This window comes from Paenibacillus anaericanus, from assembly GCF_003994475.1.
Taxonomy (GTDB): Bacteria; Bacillota; Bacilli; order Paenibacillales; family Paenibacillaceae; genus Fontibacillus; species Fontibacillus anaericanus.
Genome location: NZ_RZNY01000014.1, coordinates 133,494 through 153,278, shown reverse-complemented (window position 1 = coordinate 153,278; position 19,785 = coordinate 133,494). Strand labels below are relative to the sequence as shown.

The window sequence follows — 19,785 nt, the reverse complement described above, 5'->3', positions numbered from 1 at the left end:
CTATATGACCAAAAAAATTATCTACCCGATCCAAGTCGTTTTTCTAAGCTTGCATTTAGTTTAACCAACACTTTTTGGAACACCGCTTGCTCCTCTTTATCTAATTCATCAACAAGGGATGCGCAAGTAGACCAGAACGTAGGCAATATTTGATTCACAAGCGTACTGCCTTCAGCGCTAATACGAACGTGAGTCATGCGACCATCCTTGGCATACGGTTCACGAACAATCAAATTTCTTTTCTCCAGCCATATTAACAAGGATGTTACGGACGATCGACGAATCCCCAATCGGTCTGCTATGGATGAAGGTGTAACCAACTCCTGATCTGCGTGAAGGGATAATAGGAGTAATAGATCCAGCTTGCTCTCCGTGATGTCAAAAGCAGCTAAATCAATATCCACCATGTCTAAAATGTTATCTCCCAGCCAGAGCATAATTAGTCCCAGATGCGCTGAATTTAGATTTGTATCGGATGAGGCTGTACGTTCCATCAATTTTAAATAAGGTGATGTTCCAAGTCTCGGTAATTGTTGCTCGGTCGTATATTCCTTGGCAGGCTTCCTTTTCAATTTGTATACCTCCTTACTCCTATAGTTAGATTATCTAATTACATTGAATATAACTGATTTCTTTTATTTTTGCAAACCAAATTAAGAAACAAAGGTAACCCTTGAGGCAGACTTACCTAACCTCAGATCATAGATTCACCCGCAAATTCATATGCTGTTATGTTATCTGTAATTTTGAATTCATTAGCAGGTACAAAAATGATATCTCCGAGTTGCTTTCATAAAACAGTCTCCTTTAGATGGTTTAGACAACGTTTTTGCATTCCCGGCGCCCCACCACCTTAAGGTCACGTAGTGATAGGTACGATGCGGTTAAATGGTGCCGATGTCCCAGCAACTACTCCTTAGTTTTTTTGTCACGAGGAACTTTTTAAGTCGGGGAATATATCGGCCTGTGATGGCCTTTATCCTCTTTCCGTGCGGGTAAATATGGACATTGATATGTAAAAAAGGCGAACAAGGGCGGTACAAGCGGTGGAAACAGCACCATTCGAGCATAAAAAAAAGGACTAAGCCATAAAAGCCTTGTCCTATGGGGGAGCGTTCTAATCCAATTAATCACGCGTTGTGCCGTATTTTAGTCCTACTTTGTGGTTTGCTTATTAGACATGATTCAAATTATAGCTTCAACCACAAAGCAGGACGGACACCGCCTGTACATTTGCCATCGCTGAGGTTGCCTTTCAATATATTGTTGCCTTGGATACCTATATTACCGTCAGTCCCAAAGATGTACACGGCTTTTACATTAACGCGGCCGGGCGACCGAAGCCACCACCACCAACCCCACTCTTTACCCAGAAGTTTTGCTAATCGCTTACTGTTGTTTTCATCTTTTCTTTCAAACCAATATCTTTGATTTTTTCCTCGGTTTTGCAGGTTTGAACGGCTATCACCGAAATATTTGCACACTTCCTCAATGCATAATAAAAATACACTGTCTTGCGTATCTGCTCCGCCTTTTGAACCATACCACTGATTGTCAGGATTTTTATTAATGACCGGAATGATTCTGGATTTATCCGTTACGTTAAATTTCTCATAAAATTCACCATTAAGATAGTTTCTTAACGCGCAGTCAGCCCATGTAATATCCTTATAAGCACTATGGTAAGGGCGTTGTTCGATAATATCCTCAGTGATAATTAAAGCCTTATCGTTATGTAAGTCAAGCACACGCCAATTATAACCGCCGAATGATAAGGCTGAGCCGATTTTTATCTCTTCCATTTAAGCCTTCTCCTTAATTGGAAATAATAAATCAAGCTGCAAATCTTCCATTTTACTGCCTTTTTGGATAAAATGAAAAAAATTCAACGTTTCTTCAAAGCCTTGCCCCGCAACCGTTTCCAGCGATGTCCAGCGTGGGGAATTCCAGTCGTTCTCATATTTATCGCTTGCGTTCACCCATTCTCTTAACAAACGCCAGTCCTCGAAGTCCCACGCCCTGAGCACATGGGCGGCATATACCCCTCCGTCAAAAGTCCGTTTGACTAAAGGCGCGGGTACCTCCATGTCGGCCGGAATGGATACCCAAACCTCATAGACATGCGAAGGTTCTCCGAGTACCACCGCCTCCTTAGAGCAGTCAAAGCCAAAACTCCGGGCGTCCGGTTTGATTCTAAGCAATCCGCTGTCATTAACAAATTGCGATATCATGTCACCCGCTTTCCCTTCGCAGCCCTCTCCCGAAGCGTAAGCAGCAGCCACCGTCATAGGCGGCAAATAGACAATCCGCACATCCTTGTCCGCCAATTTGTTTAAATTTTCATTGGCCTTGTTTAAATCTTCCATTGACTTCTCCTCCTTGAAATTGATTTTCGAGACAGTCAAGGAATCCACAACCTCCAGCAAGCTTGCGTCGTCAGGCAGCGCAAATTTCGCCCCTCCGAGATTCAGATATTCGACAAAGGCTTTGATCACGCTGCGAATGGTGGAGAGCGCAGTGATTTCGTCCTCAATATCCGCAAGATTACGCTCAAAGGCTTCGATGGCAACGCGCGCTTCCTCGCTTTGCAGAACCTCCGCAATCTGTTTGAGCGGGATCCGCAGTTTACGCAGAACGATAATCTGACGCAGACGTGTGATGGCTTCAGCATCGTATGCGCGGTATGCGGAATCTTCCTTTTTCGTAGGAGTAATCAACCCGATTTGCTCGTAATACCTAAGTGTACGGGTTGAAATTGAAAAGTGCTTTGACACTTGACTAATGGTTTGAAGTTCGATGACTATCCCTCCTTCAGAGTATAAATATACAGGTTAACGCGACGTTAAAGTCAAGAGAGAAACCCAATAAAATTCGTTTTAAAAAACGCACGGAAAACCAAGATTATGCTTGCCGTGCAGATAATATAAATTTTCAAACTCTCCTACCGTTGATATGCACACCGCAGATATTTCACGATGTCATTGTACTTTCATCCATAAAGCATTCTGCCGATCACTTGGACTTGATAAAACTATCATTCCAGATTGATGATCTTCTGGAATTAAAAATCCAACCCAACCGTTGAAAGGTTTTCCTTCTGATACGCTGGGCGAATACTGGGAGAACATAAAAGAAGGAGTTCTCTTTTGAGTTACCGGGTCAATATACTGAAACCTATAATTATTTATTGACAGCGATTCCCCAGTTTTTTCAGATGCTAAGATTTCAAGGTTCACTTTTACAAGAACATAGGTATAACCGCTTGGGGCATGTTCTTTTTTCTCCTGAAGGATTTTCAAAGCATCCTTTCCTGTGCTCGTTTCTTCAATGAAGACTGAACCAACGAATTTATCAAAATTTTCATTTATTTCAAAATATGCTTTTGAACCGGAACGTAATGGATTGGACTCAGTGTACCCGCCGTACATGCCTATGTCTCTTCTCAGAATACTGATTGTATTCGACTCAGGCATGACGTGGTATGACCCTCCCAAACCTTCAATAACTGTGCGCAAAGGTACATAGGTCACTCCATCAATGACCTTAGCTTCTCCTTTAATATCAATCCCGTTTACCCTTAAGGAGTATCCTGCAGTGGCCGCAAAGACCGTAATGGATAGGCATAATACTGAAAACATACTAAGAAAAATTATTAGCATTAACTTTTTGTTCACTAATGACACACTCCTTGACCTGAAGATATCTGTTCGATAACTGCCGCCTTGACTAATCCCCTTGTTCTGATGTTCATGCATCAATGAACGTAAAAATAGATTTTCCCCTCTCCTCTATTTCCCCATTCCTACAATCTCATCATGAAGTTGAACAACAACGCCAAACGATCAACTCCCATGTACTTCTCGTAATATCATACATAATCTCTTTCAGTAAAATTAACCCAGTCAGTGCTGTTTCTAGATCATCCCATTAAATGCTCCTGAAATTTAACCCATTCTTTGTCCGAATTATATTTAGGCTTAGTTGAGGATAAGGTCTTGCGAGAGTTGGAACATGCCGGGAGTACCATAAGGAATTGTTCTAGCAGTACCCATCAAAATAAAGGAACATCCTGAATGAACTTCTGAACTAATGTAAATACCGTATTTAGTTCCATTTCTAATATTCATCCTAAAATAAATTAATATATGATTTTAGTTCTAAACTCTTGCGGAAATTATTCCAAAAAACGCCATTATCCTATTCTCTTTTTAATATTCGACATGGTTCTCTTCCCCCCTTCCAAAAGAACTAAATTTCTCCATATAAAGAACCTCTGGAAATATTTCCAGAGGCTCATATTTAACTTCATATCTCTTCATGCATTATCACCTGTAACAACCCGTCAACTCCACCCTATTCTCTTCCCGTTTATACACAATCCTGTCCACCAGCTTCTTTAACGCCCGATTCTTTTCTTCACTTCCTGCTCTTCTACCTTGACTTTTATACAGAACCTTGCATATTCATAATCTATTAGAGATCTTTAAATTTCTATGAGTTCATAGTCTTCGAAAAAAAGAGATTGCCTAAGCTCACCAATATGAGATATAGTATTTTGATTATTGCAAAATGTAAGGATGGTAACGATGGTAAAGAAACTAACTCACGATTTATTTTACTTAGTACTTGGTTCATTTCTGTTTGCCTTAGCAGTCAACGTATTTGTCATTCCCAATGAACTGGGAGAGGGCGGAGTTACAGGGGTTTCCATTATCTTTTATTATTTATTTCAATGGTCTCCCAGTCTAGTCAACTTAATATTGAATGCTTTATTGCTAATTTTCGGATATCGATTTCTGGATAAAAAGATGATTATTTATACAATTATTGCCGTGTTGTTGAATTCCATGTTTCTGCACCTTACTCACGATTGGAATATTCAATCCAATGAATTGATAGTGAATGCGATATTTGGAGGCATACTTGTCGGAACAGGCATTGGGATGATCATTCGGGTTGGGGGCAGTACCGCAGGTACCACCATTCTCGCAAAAATAGCAAATAAATATCTCAATTGGAATATTAGTTACGCCCTCCTATTTTTTGATTTAATCGTTGTATTTTGCTCTTTCTTCATTATCGGGACAGAGAAACTTATGTTAACCATCATTATGCTCTATGTCGGCACAAAAGTGATGGACTTTATTATTGAAGGACTGAACCCTAAAAAAGCAGTCACAATTATCTCCGTGCAGCAAGACAAAATCGCCGAACAGGTCAACTTGATCATGGACAGAGGCGTGACCGTTCTGCAAGGAAAAGGTTACTATACCCAGGAGCCCAAAGAAGTGCTCTACATTGTCATTAGCAAACAAGAAGTGTCCACACTCAAGAAAATCGTTGAAAATGCGGATAGAGAAGCCTTCCTCACCATTCATGATGTAAGAGATGTATTTGGAGAAGGTTTTGTAGAGTTATCAAAATAAGGAAAAAATCCAGGTATGAGCTCATTTCTGTATTCATTTATGTTATGCAACGGCTTCAAATCGAAGGAATTGGAGCCGTTTAGGTTTTGTTCATTACAACAGCTGCTTAAGAAAGAGGCATTAGGAATGCAGCGAGCTTGTCCGCAATATTTTTTCATAACATGCGTAAACTTGATTATCTACTGGTTTAAACGGCAAAACGATGTCTCCTCGATGCTTAAATCCCCTTTTCACATAGAACTTTAATGCATTCTCGTTCTTGGAAAATACATCAAGACGAATACCATCATATTGTCCTTTCACAGCCATATCCTCAAGAAAATCCAGCACTCTATTCCCTAACCCTTTTCCTTGAATCAGCGGATTAATGAATAAAGCATGTAAGAGGAGATATCTTCCCTTCTCATACTGCCACTTCACCTGACCCCACTCAGGCATTGCATTTTCATCCACTACAAATGATCCAGCAATCTCGCTCTCATACTCAATTACGAACAATTCTCCATGCTTTAGTTTCTCCAAAAAATAGGCTCTATTGGGATACTGATCATTCCACTGGTAAATCCCCTTCTGTTCCAAATGACGTTTACATTCAAACAATATCTGTTCAATTTGTTCTAGATCCTCAGAAATTGCCTCTCTAATCTCTCCTGCATTGGTCGTCATTTAATTGTTCCACCTTTTCTCATTCATCCTGACAAATCATAACTATATATTACAACATCCTCGACTGCAGCAATCGATCTCTAGTGTACATCACACCGCGTTAACCCCTGCTGTTTCAATAGTAGGCTGTGTCTCTATGGAGACATTACCTGCTACTGCTCGGGAGATCATACAGGACTCTTCTGCCTTATGTGCCAATAGCTCTGCCTTGCTCAGTTCAGCCTTTGTTGCACCCGCTTTGAGCACAATCCGTGGTTTATGCACGATCCGTTCGTAAGTAAACACGTTATTCGTTACATCCACAATCGCTTCAGACTCCAGTGTTAGATCCTGTGGGGTAATATCCGAACGCTCAAGCATCGCTGCCAAGGTTATCAGATAACAGGTCGACGATGCCCCCAGTAGCATTTCGTCAGGGTTAGTACCTGTTCCCGGACCACCCATCTCCTTCGGAATCGAAATAATCGTTTTTAACCCGCCTGTATCAATATGTCCTTCACTATTACGTCCACCATTCCATACCGCTTTCAGATGAAAAGGATGCTTCATCGCACTCATTCCTTTCAATAATCTCCGGTTCAGTCCCGGATACATTCTATAACTTGTCATATAAAGTATTGACCTGCTGCTCATTTACTTATAACGGTCATGTAATTTCTCTTGATGAGACTTGAAAATCTCCTCAAGACTAACGTCATACTTGTTTGCGATCACTATCACGTTTCCTAGTACATCACCAAGTTCTTCTATTAGCTCTTGTTTATTTTCAGCGTATGTACCGACAATTTCATCTGGACGATCTCTACCTATTTCTAACGCTCTAATAGCACGCGCTACTTCTCCCGTCTCCTCAGCCAAAAAACCTATGCGTATGAAAATATCGAGTTCTGACCAGCCACGTTCTTCATAATAATCCTTCACCCATTTTTGAAATGCATTTACATCCATTTTCTGATCCCCCTAAACAAGAATGAAATATCATTATACTAAATAAAAGACCATATTACATAGCAAAAAGGAGATGGACATGTCCATCTCCCTTTTGAATATTTTCCCGTTTTGAAGAGTTAAATCATTCGCTTTTATATCCCATTACCCTCAAGCTCACTCCAAGTTTTATTCAACCACTCAGCGAATAACTCCTTTTCCTCAAACTGAGGATAATGAGCGGATTTATCAAACACAACAAACTCTTTCTCCGGAGCTTTCAGCATATCGAAGTATTCTTGTGCCGCACTTACGGAGGTCATGTAATCATATTTCCCCATTACGAAATACGTGGGAATGTCTAAATTGTCGACGATGCTTGGTATATTTTTTTCGAATAACTCGGGTATCAGGATATTTTGCGAGACACTCACACCTTTTAAATAACGAATCACATCAAGTAAGTTATACTCACGATTGAAGAGAAACCCTGTCGTATAATCCTTATTATCGTCAATTAATCTGGATGCACCGCCGTATTTTCTAACCAAATCTCTTGGTGTGAATGACTCTCCCTTTTCAATTGAACCCCGTAGTTGCTCTAGTCTTTCCACATCTTTTGTATTTCCAGCAAGCGCTGCCTCTGTTAACGAATATTCAAGACTATCAAGTTCACTTTGTACAGTGTCAGCAACTTGTCGTATCATTTTTTTGAGGGCTATTCTAATCTATCAACTGGTTTACTAATAGATGATCTATTGGAGCTAACAGATTATGTTATAGAGAAATTTGGACAAGATAAAGTTTTACTAGTAGGCCATTCATTTGGTACCTACATAGGGATCCAGGCTGCTGTAAAAGCACCTTACAAATTTGCTGGTTATATTGGAATCGGACATCCCGCTCCCCCGTTGATCATAATGAACTATCGTAAAATTCTGCTCAAGCAAGTCTTGGTATTTCCGAACAACCTGGCCCGCCATGCACAAAGATCAGAATCGGTGACATTCTTGGTCATAACACATTGTTCAATGTTGGTTACATTGCCGATGCACAAGCCATACAACCTAGCAAAGTAATTGTCATCGATAAAATTCAATTTCTCCAACAGGTCGAATCTGAACCAAAGCTCCTTGTTCATCTATATCGCGTTCTCGAAATGACTCACCGCAATCTAGCTATACATATGGGAGATTCCTATTATAGTGCGAAGACACGTGTCCTTAAATATCTTCTCCGATTGCTTAGCCAATTCGGCATATCAAATACGGAAGGTATAGTAATCACGATCCCTGTAATCCACGAACTGTTAGCCAAACATGCTGGAACGACGAGAGTTACAGTCACTCGTGTACTGAGCCGGTTCTCTGCTGGTAATATCTTAAGCACAAACCCAAGGCCCTGGATTGTAAAAGATTACGACGCACTTGTTGAATTATGCGAACAAGCCTGCTTGGATCACACGTGCATTGTAGGTTCAGGATACGTCTATGAACAGCAAAAGACTTGCTCAAAGTAACGATGACTTCGAGCAAGTCTTTTGATCTTAAATTTGATGTTGATCGCTTTGTTTTACATATGCTCAAGTGTGGATACCGCTGTTCGCAATGCTTGGGAAGATTGCATTCTTGTTTATCATCACCATGTTCGACTCTTGCATATGTCGTTTCGTAATAGCGTCTAGTGCTTCAAATTGCTCATCAAGGAGCAAAATCTGGATCTAGAAGTAAGAGCTATTGCAATCGCAACGCGTTGTGACATCTCATTAATGACAGATACGTATGGGTCAATAAACATCAGCTATGCTGGTTTGTTCTCGCGTACGGCGACTTCTAAAGCTCATCTGACCAAGAGATCAGTGTGCCGGGTTATGTGCGGTGTTGCAGTAAATATGGCGACTTTTCCTTGGCAATCTATTGGCTACTCAGTTTACATAAGCCGTTGGGACTGTCATCCTTGGGTTTGACTACCTTTAAGTCCCGGAGCTTTTACACAGCCCATTTTATGTCATATTGCCATATGAAACAAAATTCCATTTTATCTGAATACTTGTTCATAGTCATTCAAATAAACTTACTTGCATAATTATAGCTCTTCCATCGTAATACTTAATCACTTCATGAACTTTATATGGTTAGATCTTCACGTTTCTTCCACTCATCATCCTGTTATATCAATATTTACATTTAATCCGTCCTATTTACAGACTCACGAAGTTATTCTAAGTTCAATACATAATTTTAAGCAGATAAAGATTTTTCTTTGTGACACTTACTGTTACACTTACCTCACATCTAATAATTATTGTTTTAAGCGGCGTATCAAATATTTCTCTCTAATTTTCTTAAGTACATCAAGATCATTAGGAGATAAATCATTTAATACAATACCATCTACATACTTTACTATTTCTTCAATAGTTTTATTTTCTCTTAACATTCTATCTAGCTTTTTCACACTACTTTTATGAATACGTTTATAGGGTATACTAAGTGATTTAAACTCGCTTGGAACAAGTTCAGCTACTCCACCACCATAAAAGCGACCACTATACTCGCACAAAGTCAAAGTTAGAGAATTGTAAAAACAAAATGCGACTGAATGTGCATCAAATTCATTATTTAATCTGATATTATAAGAAATGTCAGTTGTATATACATCTGCACTATTTACTATTAATCTAGGTAATTTGTTATATCTTTTAAAAAACATAAGATCCCCTGAAGATATTATAGGAACATCATGCCATCTTTTTCGTTGTCCACACTTATAACGTTTATGTAGCTCTCGTATCATTCCTTCTGATAAATAGTTTTTTAAGTCACCTGATATATTGGTTATATCAACTTTTGATAGGTTAAGCATCCAAACCTTCTTATTTAATTCTGTTAACTCTAAAAAATCATCCTTTGCAAATAGCAATAATTTAGATACACTTGAGCCTTTTTGTATAATAGGTATTAGCAATTCTTTACAATTTAGTCTTTCTGCGTCTGAGTCGTTGATAATAAAAAAATCATTAGCACCTGTGACTATCCCAGGAGAAATGTTACCTAAACTTGAGACTTTAGTGTACTGGTTAGATAAATTCATCAGTAACTCAATTTCATCATCGTTGAGAATCGAATTAGACCACTTTTTAAGTGGTTTATTTCTTCTAATCTCACTATATTCTATGGGGTTATAATCATCTATGTTTTTTACTGTTGTATATTTTACTATAGGCTTTATACCTGATATATTTGTCATATATACTAGGCAAACATCTTGTTCGATGTCTGGAAATACACTTTCTTTAAATGTTGTTATTTCTATTAAATTAAATTTTTCTTCGAGAAAGTTTCTTAACTTCTCCGCATAATGAACCTGTAGAAATTCGAAAGGAAGCACAAAGAATATAGCACCATTCTCATTTAGTAATTTCAATGCCCCAAGAACAAAGGATACCCATAAATTTTGAAAAATAGAATCTGGAAGTGACCAATATTTTATCAACTCTATTGAAATTGCTCTTTCATCCTCAGTGAGAACCTTTTTTGTAATATAGGGTGGATTACCAATAATCAAATTGTATTTTTTATTTGATTTAAGGGAATACTTAATAAAGTTAGCACATATCAATTGGACGTTATTATTTGGACAAACACTTTTTAAATACTCAATTTTATTTGCATCTATTTCAATAGCATCAATTGAACTGTCATAATCAGTAAGAACATCTATAAATCTCCCATCCCCAGCCGATGGTTCCAATATAGTAGGTGCATTTACTTTTTGCATAGCATACTCAGACATATAACTAACTAAGGATTTTGGGGTATAAAATGACCCTGTCTGCTTGTCTTCCACTTTTATTCCCCTTTACCAAGTAAATATTCTAGTAGATTGTCTAATTCTTCTTGTATATCAATAAATTGTTCCATTTCATCTACCGAAAATTGAATGCTCTCTTTTTTAATTTGATATAGTTGTTCTTTACACTTAACAAGTTCCATAGATTTCCAAACATGTGAGGTTGGTCTAAGCTTAAATTTAAAAACTCCATACATATATGCCCCTACATCTGTATAATATTCTATTGCACCAGACTGATCTCGTCCTAAATGAGTATCGAACTCTTCAATTACTGGATCAACAAAGCCTTGTCTCTCGTCATGGCACAACTCTTTGTTATTGGTAGGCCATTTTTTCCCTTTTTTTCTATTACAAACAAAACAAGACATAACCAAATTGGTATAATCTGTTTCTCTAGTTTTATCTATTGAAACGGGTACAAAATGATCTATTTCAAAACCTTTGTTAGCAAGTCTTATACTCTTGCCGCAATATCCGCAAATATCACCAAAATCTTCCAATAGAGACGTTCTATATTTTGCATAATCATTTTCTTGCACTAGATTTGTTCGTCGAACTAATTTAACATCCCCATGTAGTCGCATGACTTTCCCCCAAGCATCTTACTATTCCTTATTAAGGTCGATATAATGATCAAGTTTCTTTAATAGATTGTCCATCTTCCGATTAATGTCAGGCTTTAGTAGTTCAGAAGCTACATCATCGACTTCACCGTAAGATTTTAAAATTTTAAAAAGATGTAGAAAAGTTTCTTCTTCTTCAGCTGTGATTTCTTGATTAGTCTTCTTTTCTAATAACACAGCATACTCATCAAGATGAAGATTTAATCGATTTTTAAATACCTCTGTTGATTGTTTGACTATCTCACAAAAGTTATTGAATTTCTCACCATCGCTTGATAGAATATTTCGATCAAATATAAGATTTTTCATTACTAATTTGTCGTCGGCTGAGTCACCAGGAAAGTTTGTTAAAATGATACATGGGAGATCTGGCAAGTGATTGTTAATAAAAGCAACTACCTTCGTTCCGTAAAAATCATACTTAGCAGTCAATTTATGATCAACCAGTAAGCATTCGATCGTGTTGTTTAATACCCAATCTAGAATATCATGCAAGGATAAACAATTATCCACAAAATGCAAATCAATACCTCTACGCGCAAGTCTTTTCTTATAATTCCCGAATTCATCAAAGTCATCATCTACGAAACCAACTCGGCACATTTCTTGCCCCCCTTAATCACTTTCCGTTTAGTACAATACTAATGTAAAATCCATTCTCACTGGATGAATTTTTAGAAAGATCTATAGTCCCATTATATTCATTTACAGTCTTCACAATTACCCACATTCCCATACCAGTACCTATTTGTTCACCGAGTTCGTTTCGTTTGTCAGTTTCAAATGCCTCCAAGATTCGTTCCGGGTTGCTTTTATACGCAGCACTAAGACCAACACCAGTATCATGATAATCTATAATAATCCCATTATTTTCTGCAGATGTTACTTTTATATTGATTTCTTTATTGTTTACCCTAACACTACTAAAGGAGGTGAAACTATTAGTGAGTAGATTATTTAATAGGCTTTCAATTTCATATGGAAAACACTTGAATGTCACTTCTTCCATCTCTAGTCCAATATGGACACCCTTATCCTCTTCCACTTCATTCCATGAAGTTATAAGTTCCTGTATTAATGTTTGAAGATTGACTTCTTTCATAGATCGCTTGTCTCTTCTGACAGATTCAATTGTTACTTTGAACCATGAGTTGAACGAGTTTTTTATTTCATTAGCAGCGTTAATATATTCAATGGCCTCTTCTTTATTATCATCAAATTCTAATGCTTCCTTAGCCATAATAATTTTCATACTCAATTTATGAGTAGAGTCTTTAATTTCATGTATATAGGTATTTGTTACAATCCCTGTAGTGGCCAAAGTTCTTAATAATCTATTTTCATCCTCAAGATCACGAATTTTAATGTCCTTGTTTTCAAGGACTGTCTTTACCTTTGAAACCTCAATATACTCTGGAGCGGATGAATATTTCCCATGCTTTTTTTTCTTGTTTTTTTCTTCTTTACTCGCTTTGTCGTTTATTTCTTTCTCATATTGTTCTGTAAAGTGAGTAGCATCATAGTATTTACTTAATAATCTGCATACATATTGACGATCCTCTTCAAAAAATTTGAGAACTCCTAATAATATCTCTCTTAGGTCAGCAAACTCTTTTGTTTCTACTATACCTTCCCTGTTTGATTGATCAGGTAAAGTTAAATTTGTTCTGGATATATATATCGTTCCTATCATCTGGTCTGAATTGACTCTCCATTTTCCAGTTGTATGAGAGATCGCAGCAGGAGACTTCGTTTTTCTATTTGATAATAGTAACCAATCATAATTTGATGTCTTTGGCTCACCATAAGGACGGACTCTAAAATGATCCCGATACATTTTTATCCCACCAAAAGTATCTCTATAGTCCTTTCTATTAGAAAAATCCTTATAAAAGTACTTTTCTTTTTCATCTAAGGTAGAGGTCTGCTTAGAGAAATACATAACACCAGAGAACTTTCCTATTGTGTTAGGTGTCTCTACATTTTTACTGGGCAGCATTTCGCCAATTGTTCTTTCAAAAATTATTGGATCTCCATTAAAATAATCCCTATCTTTAGAGTTAAATCCTGCTTCAAGCATTATAGTTTCAAATTGTCCTTTAAAATCAAATTCATTACGATATACTTTAGTAATGATTCTTCCATCTAGTTCACATGAAAAGTCCATTTTATAATCATAAGAAAAAAGACCGTTATTCATACTTACTTTTGCCTTTTCTTCCTCTGTATCTTCGCAAAAAAAGTATACTTTGAAAATATTCTCTATTTCCGGAGGGATTAGCGTTGCTAGGTTGTTTTTTATTCTTTCTACTAAAGTATCCGACCATTCGTCTCTTAGTGAGCTGAGTTTAAATACGGTTCCTGTTGATTTAAAGTTCTCTCTTACAAGTTTTTTCAATGAAGTGTTTTTAGTTTTACTAAAAAAATCATTAATAGAATAGGTTACTGGATTTAGATCAGCGTAAACCTCAGTTATAGTCTTGCCGGAATTAAAGTCACTCCAGTTAACATTCCACTCGAGATTAGTACTCCCATTAATAGTAAGCATTTGACATACATCAGAAATCCGATCTAATGCAAATCTACCAATTCCCTTTGCTCCTGTTTGAATTCTTCCACTAGGAGTCATATAGTTATTAACTTTCGAGGAATTCCCTATAGTCATCCAATGAGTACTTATGATTCCTTCTGTCATACCAATTCCATTATCCGCTAGATATAGAGTCTTTGTCGATTTTTCATAATAAAGTACACAAATCGCTGCATCTGCATCATATGTATTTTTTACCAATTCTAGCACTGCGCCTTCTAATTTTGATACATTCTCCCTTCCTATTAGTCGAGCAGTATAAGCATGAACATTAAAAGGTATTTTAGGCATCAGTCTCTCTCCTTTAATTAAATTTAAAAATTTAGAAATTTGTCAAATTATATTTACACAGATTTTAGGCCAATCTTCTTACGATATTTGATTATTAATTTAGCACATTCTAATTTTTGAAAAATCAAATCTAAAGGACTATGTACCTAAAAAAATAATTGATTTTCTTCCTAAAAATTCTATAATTCCCCTTTATTTTTCTCTACTATACCATAGGGTTGGATAGTTTTGGTATGAAAAAAGCCCGCATGATTCCAAGGACCTATCACTATCCACTAATAATCTATTAATTACATTATTTCGATGCAACAAAATCTTACTCGTATCGTCATTTTTAACGTTTCATTATATTGTTTGCACCAACGGTTGACTAAAATGAATTGATATCTATTTTCAGCTCTAGTTCTACTAAATCTCTGTAGACCCTGATGCATCCAATAATCGTGCTAAATATCATTTTCCTATTAGGCGTATAAGCATCCTTGAATAATTCTCGCCAAACTGCGATATAAGTTTGGAGAGCTGAATTCAACTGCTCTATCTCCTTAGAATGAAGTCCTTGTTCCGCAAGTCTAATAACCTCTTTGTTTCTTGATACCTCATCTTCCTTCTCTTTTATCATTTCTATTTAGCATTTCACTATCAAACTGAATTTGTCGAAAAAGACCTTTAAACCCTCTGTTAAGAACTATAATTTACGAGTTCACTTTTCTCTCTAACTTCTGCTGTTTCCGTAAAGCCGTTTCCTCTTCCCCGTTGTTCAATTTGATCTTTCAAATCCACCGTTTCCAGTTGATCCTTGACTGCCATCTTCCCCACTTCTTTATATATCCTATAGGTCCAATTTAGATTCTCGACCAAGCCCAGAAGGGAAGCCTTATACTTCAATAAAACATCATTTTCACCATCATTTCGTGATTATCATATATAAATGGCAAAGTGCTAAATTGCTCGGCTCTCCATAAGTCTCTCTACTCCAAACGTATTAGTATTCTGCCATCTTCCAAGTAGAATGTTGAGTATTTTTGATGACACAACATCGAACATGACAACCAGAAAATTTGGTAAAGTAACCCGCTCCTCCAAATTTTCTAGCAAAAACTCTTAGAGTTAACGATGGCTGTTATTCTAGTCTTTCTATATCTTGTTTGTTATCAACTGTCCTTACCTCCCTTAAGACATTTTCAAAACTATCTCCTTCACTCTTTGTAATGTCGGCAACCTGTCAGATTTCAATATAACCTATATATTTTACAAGTACTTTTGCAGCACCTTGAACCCCTATGTACGTACCAAATGAGTAGCCTATGCATCATCTAATAAGTAAGCTCGTTGCTTATTTAGACTCAAAAAAGTAATATGCTTTCCCGCTCCCCATTGATCAAAATGAACGATCATAAACTCCTTCTCAAGCAAGTCCTAGTACAACCACATTGCTTGTACCTTGTTCACCTTGTTCGCATAAATAAATTGATAAATCTATATATTGGAAGTGGACTATATTATCCGTTAGCGCAATAAGTGTTGGAGGTGTGTATTTTTGAATATTGCGAGAGCCATCAAACTGCTCGGACTTATTGTTGGTGTTGTATTTCTGAACATTGTAGTCCTGTCACCTGGGTTATTAGGGGTGGAAATTGGCGGAGCAAATGTCCTTGAGACAGCTTTCGGCGTAACTTTATTGTTTATTAGTCTCCTTGTTGTACTTTATGGAAGTTATTCTTCACTCTTCAAACTTCCGGTAGTGACGCCTGTCAAAGACATCAAAACGCATGAAGATTATATAGAAGCACTTAGCCATTTCCGAAATGAAAAAGTGTTTAAGAAGGATGTTTCCCTTGCCTTAGATCAGTTAGAGCGAATAGCTAAGAAAAAAGAAACCTTGTTAGATGTCCTTCTTCAAAGATTTGATCCCGCGGAATTAAGCTATAAGAAGTTCATCTCTGTCATTTATGAGGTCGAAAAACTTTTTTACCTGAACATCCGTGGAATCCTTAACAAACTCAGTGTGTTCGATGCATCAGAGTTCTCTACTTTTGCCAGTTCGCAAAGACCTACTCAATTTTCTAAAAAACTGATCCAAGAAAAAACGGATCTTTACAATGAGTACTTAGCCTACGTAGCAGGGTATCTTGGGGCGAATGAAGAGATTTTGCTCAAGTTAGACAAATTGCTGTTGGAGATCTCTCTATTAGGGAGTACAGATTATAAAGATGTTGAAGAGATGCCGTGCATGCAGGAAATTGATGCATTGATCAAACAGACGAAATTCTATAAGCAATGAGAGGAAGATGAATATGGCTAGCAAAGGTAAAGCGTTTGTCGTGTTAGGGTTGATTGCGGTCATCGTTTTTGCACTTGTCTATTTTGGGATTAACTTAACCTCTAATTTTGGCAAATCCAAGACGGAGATCACTTCAGAAGACGCAAGCAAACAACTGGATAAACTCTATAGAAATATTTCCGTAACTACTGCTGAACAAATAAAGGGGCAAATCGACCTTGATCCTGTAGCTGTCGGTGACTCATTACCCGATATCTCGAAGTTCCCTATTTCTGTAACAAATACTACGGACAATTTCGTAGAGATTTTCTCCTCCACAGAGAAATCAGGAACTGGAAATGATGGTTGGTTGAACGAGGTCGCAACAGATTTTAATGCATCCAACTTTGAAATCGATGGGAGACCCGTTTCTGTTAAAATTCGCAATATTCCTTCAGGCACAGCCACAGATTACATAAGGTCCGGGAAGTATGTGCCAGATGCTTTTACGCCGTCCAATGAGTTATGGGGTGAGATGGTGAAGTCACAAGGCATCCAAACTGAACTAGTATCTAAGCGTCTTGTCGGGAATATTGCTGGTGTTGTTACCAATAAGACCAAGTACGATCAGTTAGTAGAAAAATACGGTTCTTTAAACGTCAAGACGATTACAGATGCTATTTCGGATAACGAGTTGGCTATGGGGTACACAGATCCATTCGCTAGTTCCACTGGTTTGAACTTTCTGGTGGCAGCTCTAGGAACTTTTGATAGCTCTGATTTACTCGGAGAAAAAGCGGTTCAAGGGTTTGAGAAATTCCAAGCCAATGTCCCCTTTATTGCCTCCACCACTTTACAAATGCGTGATGCAGCGAAGACCGGAATGCTGGATGCTTTTGTCTTAGAGTATCAAATGTATGTCAATGCGCCAGATCTCAAGAGTGGCTATGTCTTTACTCCGTTTGGCGTAAGGCATGACAGCCCCCTTTATGCTATTGGTGATGTACCTCAAGAAAAGTTAGATATTATTAAGAAGTTTGCAGAGTTTGTTGAACAAGGCAAATATCAAAGTTTGGCTAAGGAAAAAGGGTTTAATGGTCTTGATGATTATAATTCTGAGCTTGCAGAAGTCGATGGATCCCTCTTATCCTCTGCTCAGAAGTTATGGAAGGAAAAGAAAAACGGAAATAAACCGATCGCAGCGGTATTTGTAGCCGACGTATCCGGGAGTATGAATGGTGAACCCATCAATCAATTGAAAAAGTCATTATTAACGGGTCAAAAATACTTGGGTAGGGAAAATAGCATCGGTTTTGTTTCCTATTCGAATAATGTAACGATCAATCTTCCAATTGGGAAGTACGATACAAATCAGCAATCCATGTTTGTTGGATCGATCAACAGCCTTCAAGCTGATGGGGGCACAGCCACATTTGATGGTATCGTCGTAGCCATGAAAATGCTTCAAGATGAGATAGTCCTTCACCCTGATGTCAGACCGATGATCTTTGTGCTAAGTGACGGGGAAACGAATGAAGGGCATTCACTTAATGATATCCGTGGGCTAATTGAGACCTACAAAATCCCTATCTACACAATTGGCTATAACGCAAATATCAAGGCGCTCGAAAGCATTTCAAGTATTAATGAGGCAGCGAATATCAATGCAGATACAGATGATGTTGTATATAAAATTAGTAATTTACTCAATGTGCAAATGTAAATTAGGCTCAAAACCAAAATCAGAGCTTGACAAAATAAATCGGGAAGTAACGTTACGTTTTGAAGGATGTTACCATCGCTGTTAAATGAGAATTTCCTAAATTTACGATTTTAGTGGTTGAAATTCTCATTTAAAGGCGAACGCTTTGCTTGTTCACATTCCTCCAAAACTCCACTGATACGCTGTTCTTGTCAAACACTGATTTCAGGTATGCGCCGTATATTCTCTATCTGAAACTTATGCTGTACCTTCACAAAAACTTAAAAGGGGGATTTTGATGTCTTTTTCAATGGAAGTGGTTAGCCCAGAAAAGCTTAAGTCGGTTATTGAAGAGCAGGTTAAACCTGAACCTGAGGAAGTCAAACAACTCAAAGCGTTGGCAGCAAACAATGTCGGGGCGATCCTAGAGTTAGATATCGAGTCATTAGAGAAACGACAATCGGTATTGCAGTCCATCGATAGCTTCGGGATGAGTTCAATGAAGTCGTCCTCAGATAAAAATTCGCTCTTACAAGTATCTGTAGGCAATTTATCCAAAACAGGTGATGAAGGCGGGCAAGTAGCCAAGGGTTTGACGGAATTGCAGCTACAGTTGAAAGATCTAGACCCGAGTGTAGTAGATTTTGCGAAGAATGGACTTCTAGGTAAGTTCTTTAACCCACTTCGTACTTACTTTGCCAAGTACCAAAAAGCTGATGCTGTCATTTCGGACATTATCATATCCTTGGATAAGGGTAAGTCTGTACTAAAAAATGATAATACAACTTTGGAGTTTGAACAGCAGTCTCTCAGAGATTTGACCAAAAAACTACAAAAAGAAATCCAGCTTGGTATGTTGATGGACGAAGAGATTGAGACACAAATTGAAGCGGCAAAATTACGTAATGAGTCTGAGGATAAAATCCGGTTCATTACAGAAGAAGTGTTGTTCCCTTTGCGTCAACGTGTCATGGACTTACAACAAATGTTAGTCGTTAATCAACAGGGAATCATGGCCATCGAAGTTGTCATCAGAAATAACAAAGAGCTGATCCGTGGCGTAGACCGAGCTAGAAACGTTACCGTTTCCGCCCTCAAAATCTCAGTTACCGTCGCCAGTGCCCTCTACAATCAAAGGATTGTCCTGAAAAAGATCGAACTTCTCAATCAAACCACTGACAGCCTAATCAGCGGCACCTCCAAAATGTTAAAAGATCAAGGCGCAGCGATCCACAAACAATCTCTTGAGACGAGTATCTCAGTTGATACTTTAAAACAAGCTTTCACCGACGTCCTCTCGGCTTTAGATTCTATTAGCACATATAAGCAAGAAGCCCTCCCCAAAATGCGTGAGACCATTAATCAGTTTAGGGAGCTGGCTGAAACCGGGGAACAGCATATCGTGCGGCTGGAGAAGGGGCATCGGTTGGGTTTGTAGTGTA

The 19,785-nt window shown here is 37.9% G+C and carries 18 protein-coding genes and 1 pseudogene; 6 read left to right on the top strand and 13 right to left on the bottom strand.

The annotated features are described in order from the left end of the window. Positions 1–17 precede the first annotated feature (17 nt). The 4 genes from EJP82_RS17120 to EJP82_RS17105 form a co-directional block, all read right to left on the bottom strand. The gene (locus tag EJP82_RS17120; RefSeq protein ID WP_054403100.1) at positions 18–572 is read right to left on the bottom strand and encodes a MarR family winged helix-turn-helix transcriptional regulator; all 555 of its coding nucleotides are present in this window, start codon (positions 570–572) and stop codon (positions 18–20) included. A gap of 618 nt (positions 573–1,190) precedes the next feature. Further along, positions 1,191–1,802, bottom strand: a complete 612-nt coding sequence (locus tag EJP82_RS17115; protein WP_127193289.1) for a DUF6273 domain-containing protein — start codon at positions 1,800–1,802, stop codon at positions 1,191–1,193. Then, a complete protein-coding gene (locus tag EJP82_RS17110) occupies positions 1,803–2,774 on the bottom strand; it encodes a MerR family transcriptional regulator (protein ID WP_246054213.1) in 972 nt (323 codons plus the stop codon). It abuts the gene before it with no gap. 204 nt (positions 2,775–2,978) lie between these two features. Then, positions 2,979–3,674, bottom strand: a complete 696-nt coding sequence (locus EJP82_RS17105) for a stalk domain-containing protein (protein ID WP_127193287.1) — start codon at positions 3,672–3,674, stop codon at positions 2,979–2,981. 912 nt (positions 3,675–4,586) lie between these two features. Between EJP82_RS17105 and EJP82_RS17100 the strand changes: the two genes are divergently transcribed. Continuing rightward, positions 4,587–5,426 (top strand): YitT family protein, encoded by an 840-nt coding sequence (locus EJP82_RS17100; protein ID WP_127193286.1) that lies wholly within the window; start codon positions 4,587–4,589, stop codon positions 5,424–5,426. Between the two features lie 120 nt (positions 5,427–5,546). Here the strand turns inward: EJP82_RS17100 and EJP82_RS17095 are convergent, their stop codons facing one another. From EJP82_RS17095 to EJP82_RS17080, 4 genes are all read right to left on the bottom strand, one after another. Beyond that, complete coding sequence (locus EJP82_RS17095; protein WP_127193285.1) at positions 5,547–6,092, bottom strand: GNAT family N-acetyltransferase; 546 nt, start codon at positions 6,090–6,092, stop codon at positions 5,547–5,549. Between the two features lie 90 nt (positions 6,093–6,182). Continuing rightward, complete coding sequence (locus tag EJP82_RS17090; RefSeq protein WP_127193313.1) at positions 6,183–6,641, bottom strand: OsmC family protein; 459 nt, start codon at positions 6,639–6,641, stop codon at positions 6,183–6,185. 84 nt (positions 6,642–6,725) lie between these two features. Continuing rightward, positions 6,726–7,040, bottom strand: a complete 315-nt coding sequence (locus EJP82_RS17085) for a MazG nucleotide pyrophosphohydrolase domain-containing protein (RefSeq protein WP_127193284.1) — start codon at positions 7,038–7,040, stop codon at positions 6,726–6,728. 134 nt (positions 7,041–7,174) lie between these two features. Continuing rightward, positions 7,175–7,726: an alpha/beta fold hydrolase gene (locus EJP82_RS17080; protein ID WP_211350158.1), complete on the bottom strand. Its 552-nt coding sequence runs from the start codon at positions 7,724–7,726 to the stop codon at positions 7,175–7,177. Between EJP82_RS17080 and EJP82_RS28465 the strand changes: the two are divergent. Next, a pseudogene (locus tag EJP82_RS28465) lies at positions 7,688–7,915 on the top strand (alpha/beta fold hydrolase); the annotation flags it as partial. The gene EJP82_RS17080 and the pseudogene EJP82_RS28465 sit on opposite strands and share 39 nt — an antisense overlap. A gap of 263 nt (positions 7,916–8,178) precedes the next feature. Beyond that, the gene (locus EJP82_RS28875) at positions 8,179–8,538 is read left to right on the top strand and encodes a Crp/Fnr family transcriptional regulator (protein ID WP_425464353.1); all 360 of its coding nucleotides are present in this window, start codon (positions 8,179–8,181) and stop codon (positions 8,536–8,538) included. Positions 8,539–9,320: 782 nt separating this feature from the next. On the opposite strand, the gene EJP82_RS17065 is transcribed toward EJP82_RS28875, so the two are convergent. The 5 genes from EJP82_RS17065 to EJP82_RS28665 form a co-directional block, all read right to left on the bottom strand. Further along, on the bottom strand, positions 9,321–10,868 hold the full coding sequence (locus EJP82_RS17065; protein ID WP_170220217.1) for an Eco57I restriction-modification methylase domain-containing protein: 1,548 nt from the start codon (positions 10,866–10,868) through the stop codon (positions 9,321–9,323). A 2-nt stretch (positions 10,869–10,870) separates the two neighbouring features. Continuing rightward, on the bottom strand, positions 10,871–11,458 hold the full coding sequence (locus tag EJP82_RS17060; protein ID WP_127193281.1) for an HNH endonuclease: 588 nt from the start codon (positions 11,456–11,458) through the stop codon (positions 10,871–10,873). Between the two features lie 21 nt (positions 11,459–11,479). After that, complete coding sequence (locus EJP82_RS17055) at positions 11,480–12,100, bottom strand: DNA-binding transcriptional response regulator (protein ID WP_127193280.1); 621 nt, start codon at positions 12,098–12,100, stop codon at positions 11,480–11,482. A gap of 16 nt (positions 12,101–12,116) precedes the next feature. Continuing rightward, positions 12,117–14,378, bottom strand: a complete 2,262-nt coding sequence (locus EJP82_RS17050; protein WP_127193279.1) for a sensor histidine kinase — start codon at positions 14,376–14,378, stop codon at positions 12,117–12,119. Positions 14,379–15,059: 681 nt separating this feature from the next. Beyond that, positions 15,060–15,188 (bottom strand): hypothetical protein, encoded by a 129-nt coding sequence (locus EJP82_RS28665; RefSeq protein WP_281278201.1) that lies wholly within the window; start codon positions 15,186–15,188, stop codon positions 15,060–15,062. 730 nt (positions 15,189–15,918) lie between these two features. On the opposite strand from EJP82_RS28665, the gene EJP82_RS17045 reads away from it, so the two are divergent. The 3 genes from EJP82_RS17045 to EJP82_RS17035 all read left to right on the top strand — a co-directional run bounded on the left by EJP82_RS17045 (position 15,919) and on the right by EJP82_RS17035 (position 19,781). Next, the gene (locus EJP82_RS17045; protein ID WP_127193278.1) at positions 15,919–16,662 is read left to right on the top strand and encodes a hypothetical protein; all 744 of its coding nucleotides are present in this window, start codon (positions 15,919–15,921) and stop codon (positions 16,660–16,662) included. Between the two features lie 13 nt (positions 16,663–16,675). Then, positions 16,676–18,364, top strand: a complete 1,689-nt coding sequence (locus tag EJP82_RS17040; protein WP_127193277.1) for a vWA domain-containing protein — start codon at positions 16,676–16,678, stop codon at positions 18,362–18,364. 277 nt (positions 18,365–18,641) lie between these two features. Then, positions 18,642–19,781, top strand: coding sequence for a toxic anion resistance protein (locus EJP82_RS17035; RefSeq protein WP_127193276.1), 1,140 nt, complete (start codon positions 18,642–18,644; stop codon positions 19,779–19,781). Positions 19,782–19,785: the final 4 nt, after the last annotated feature.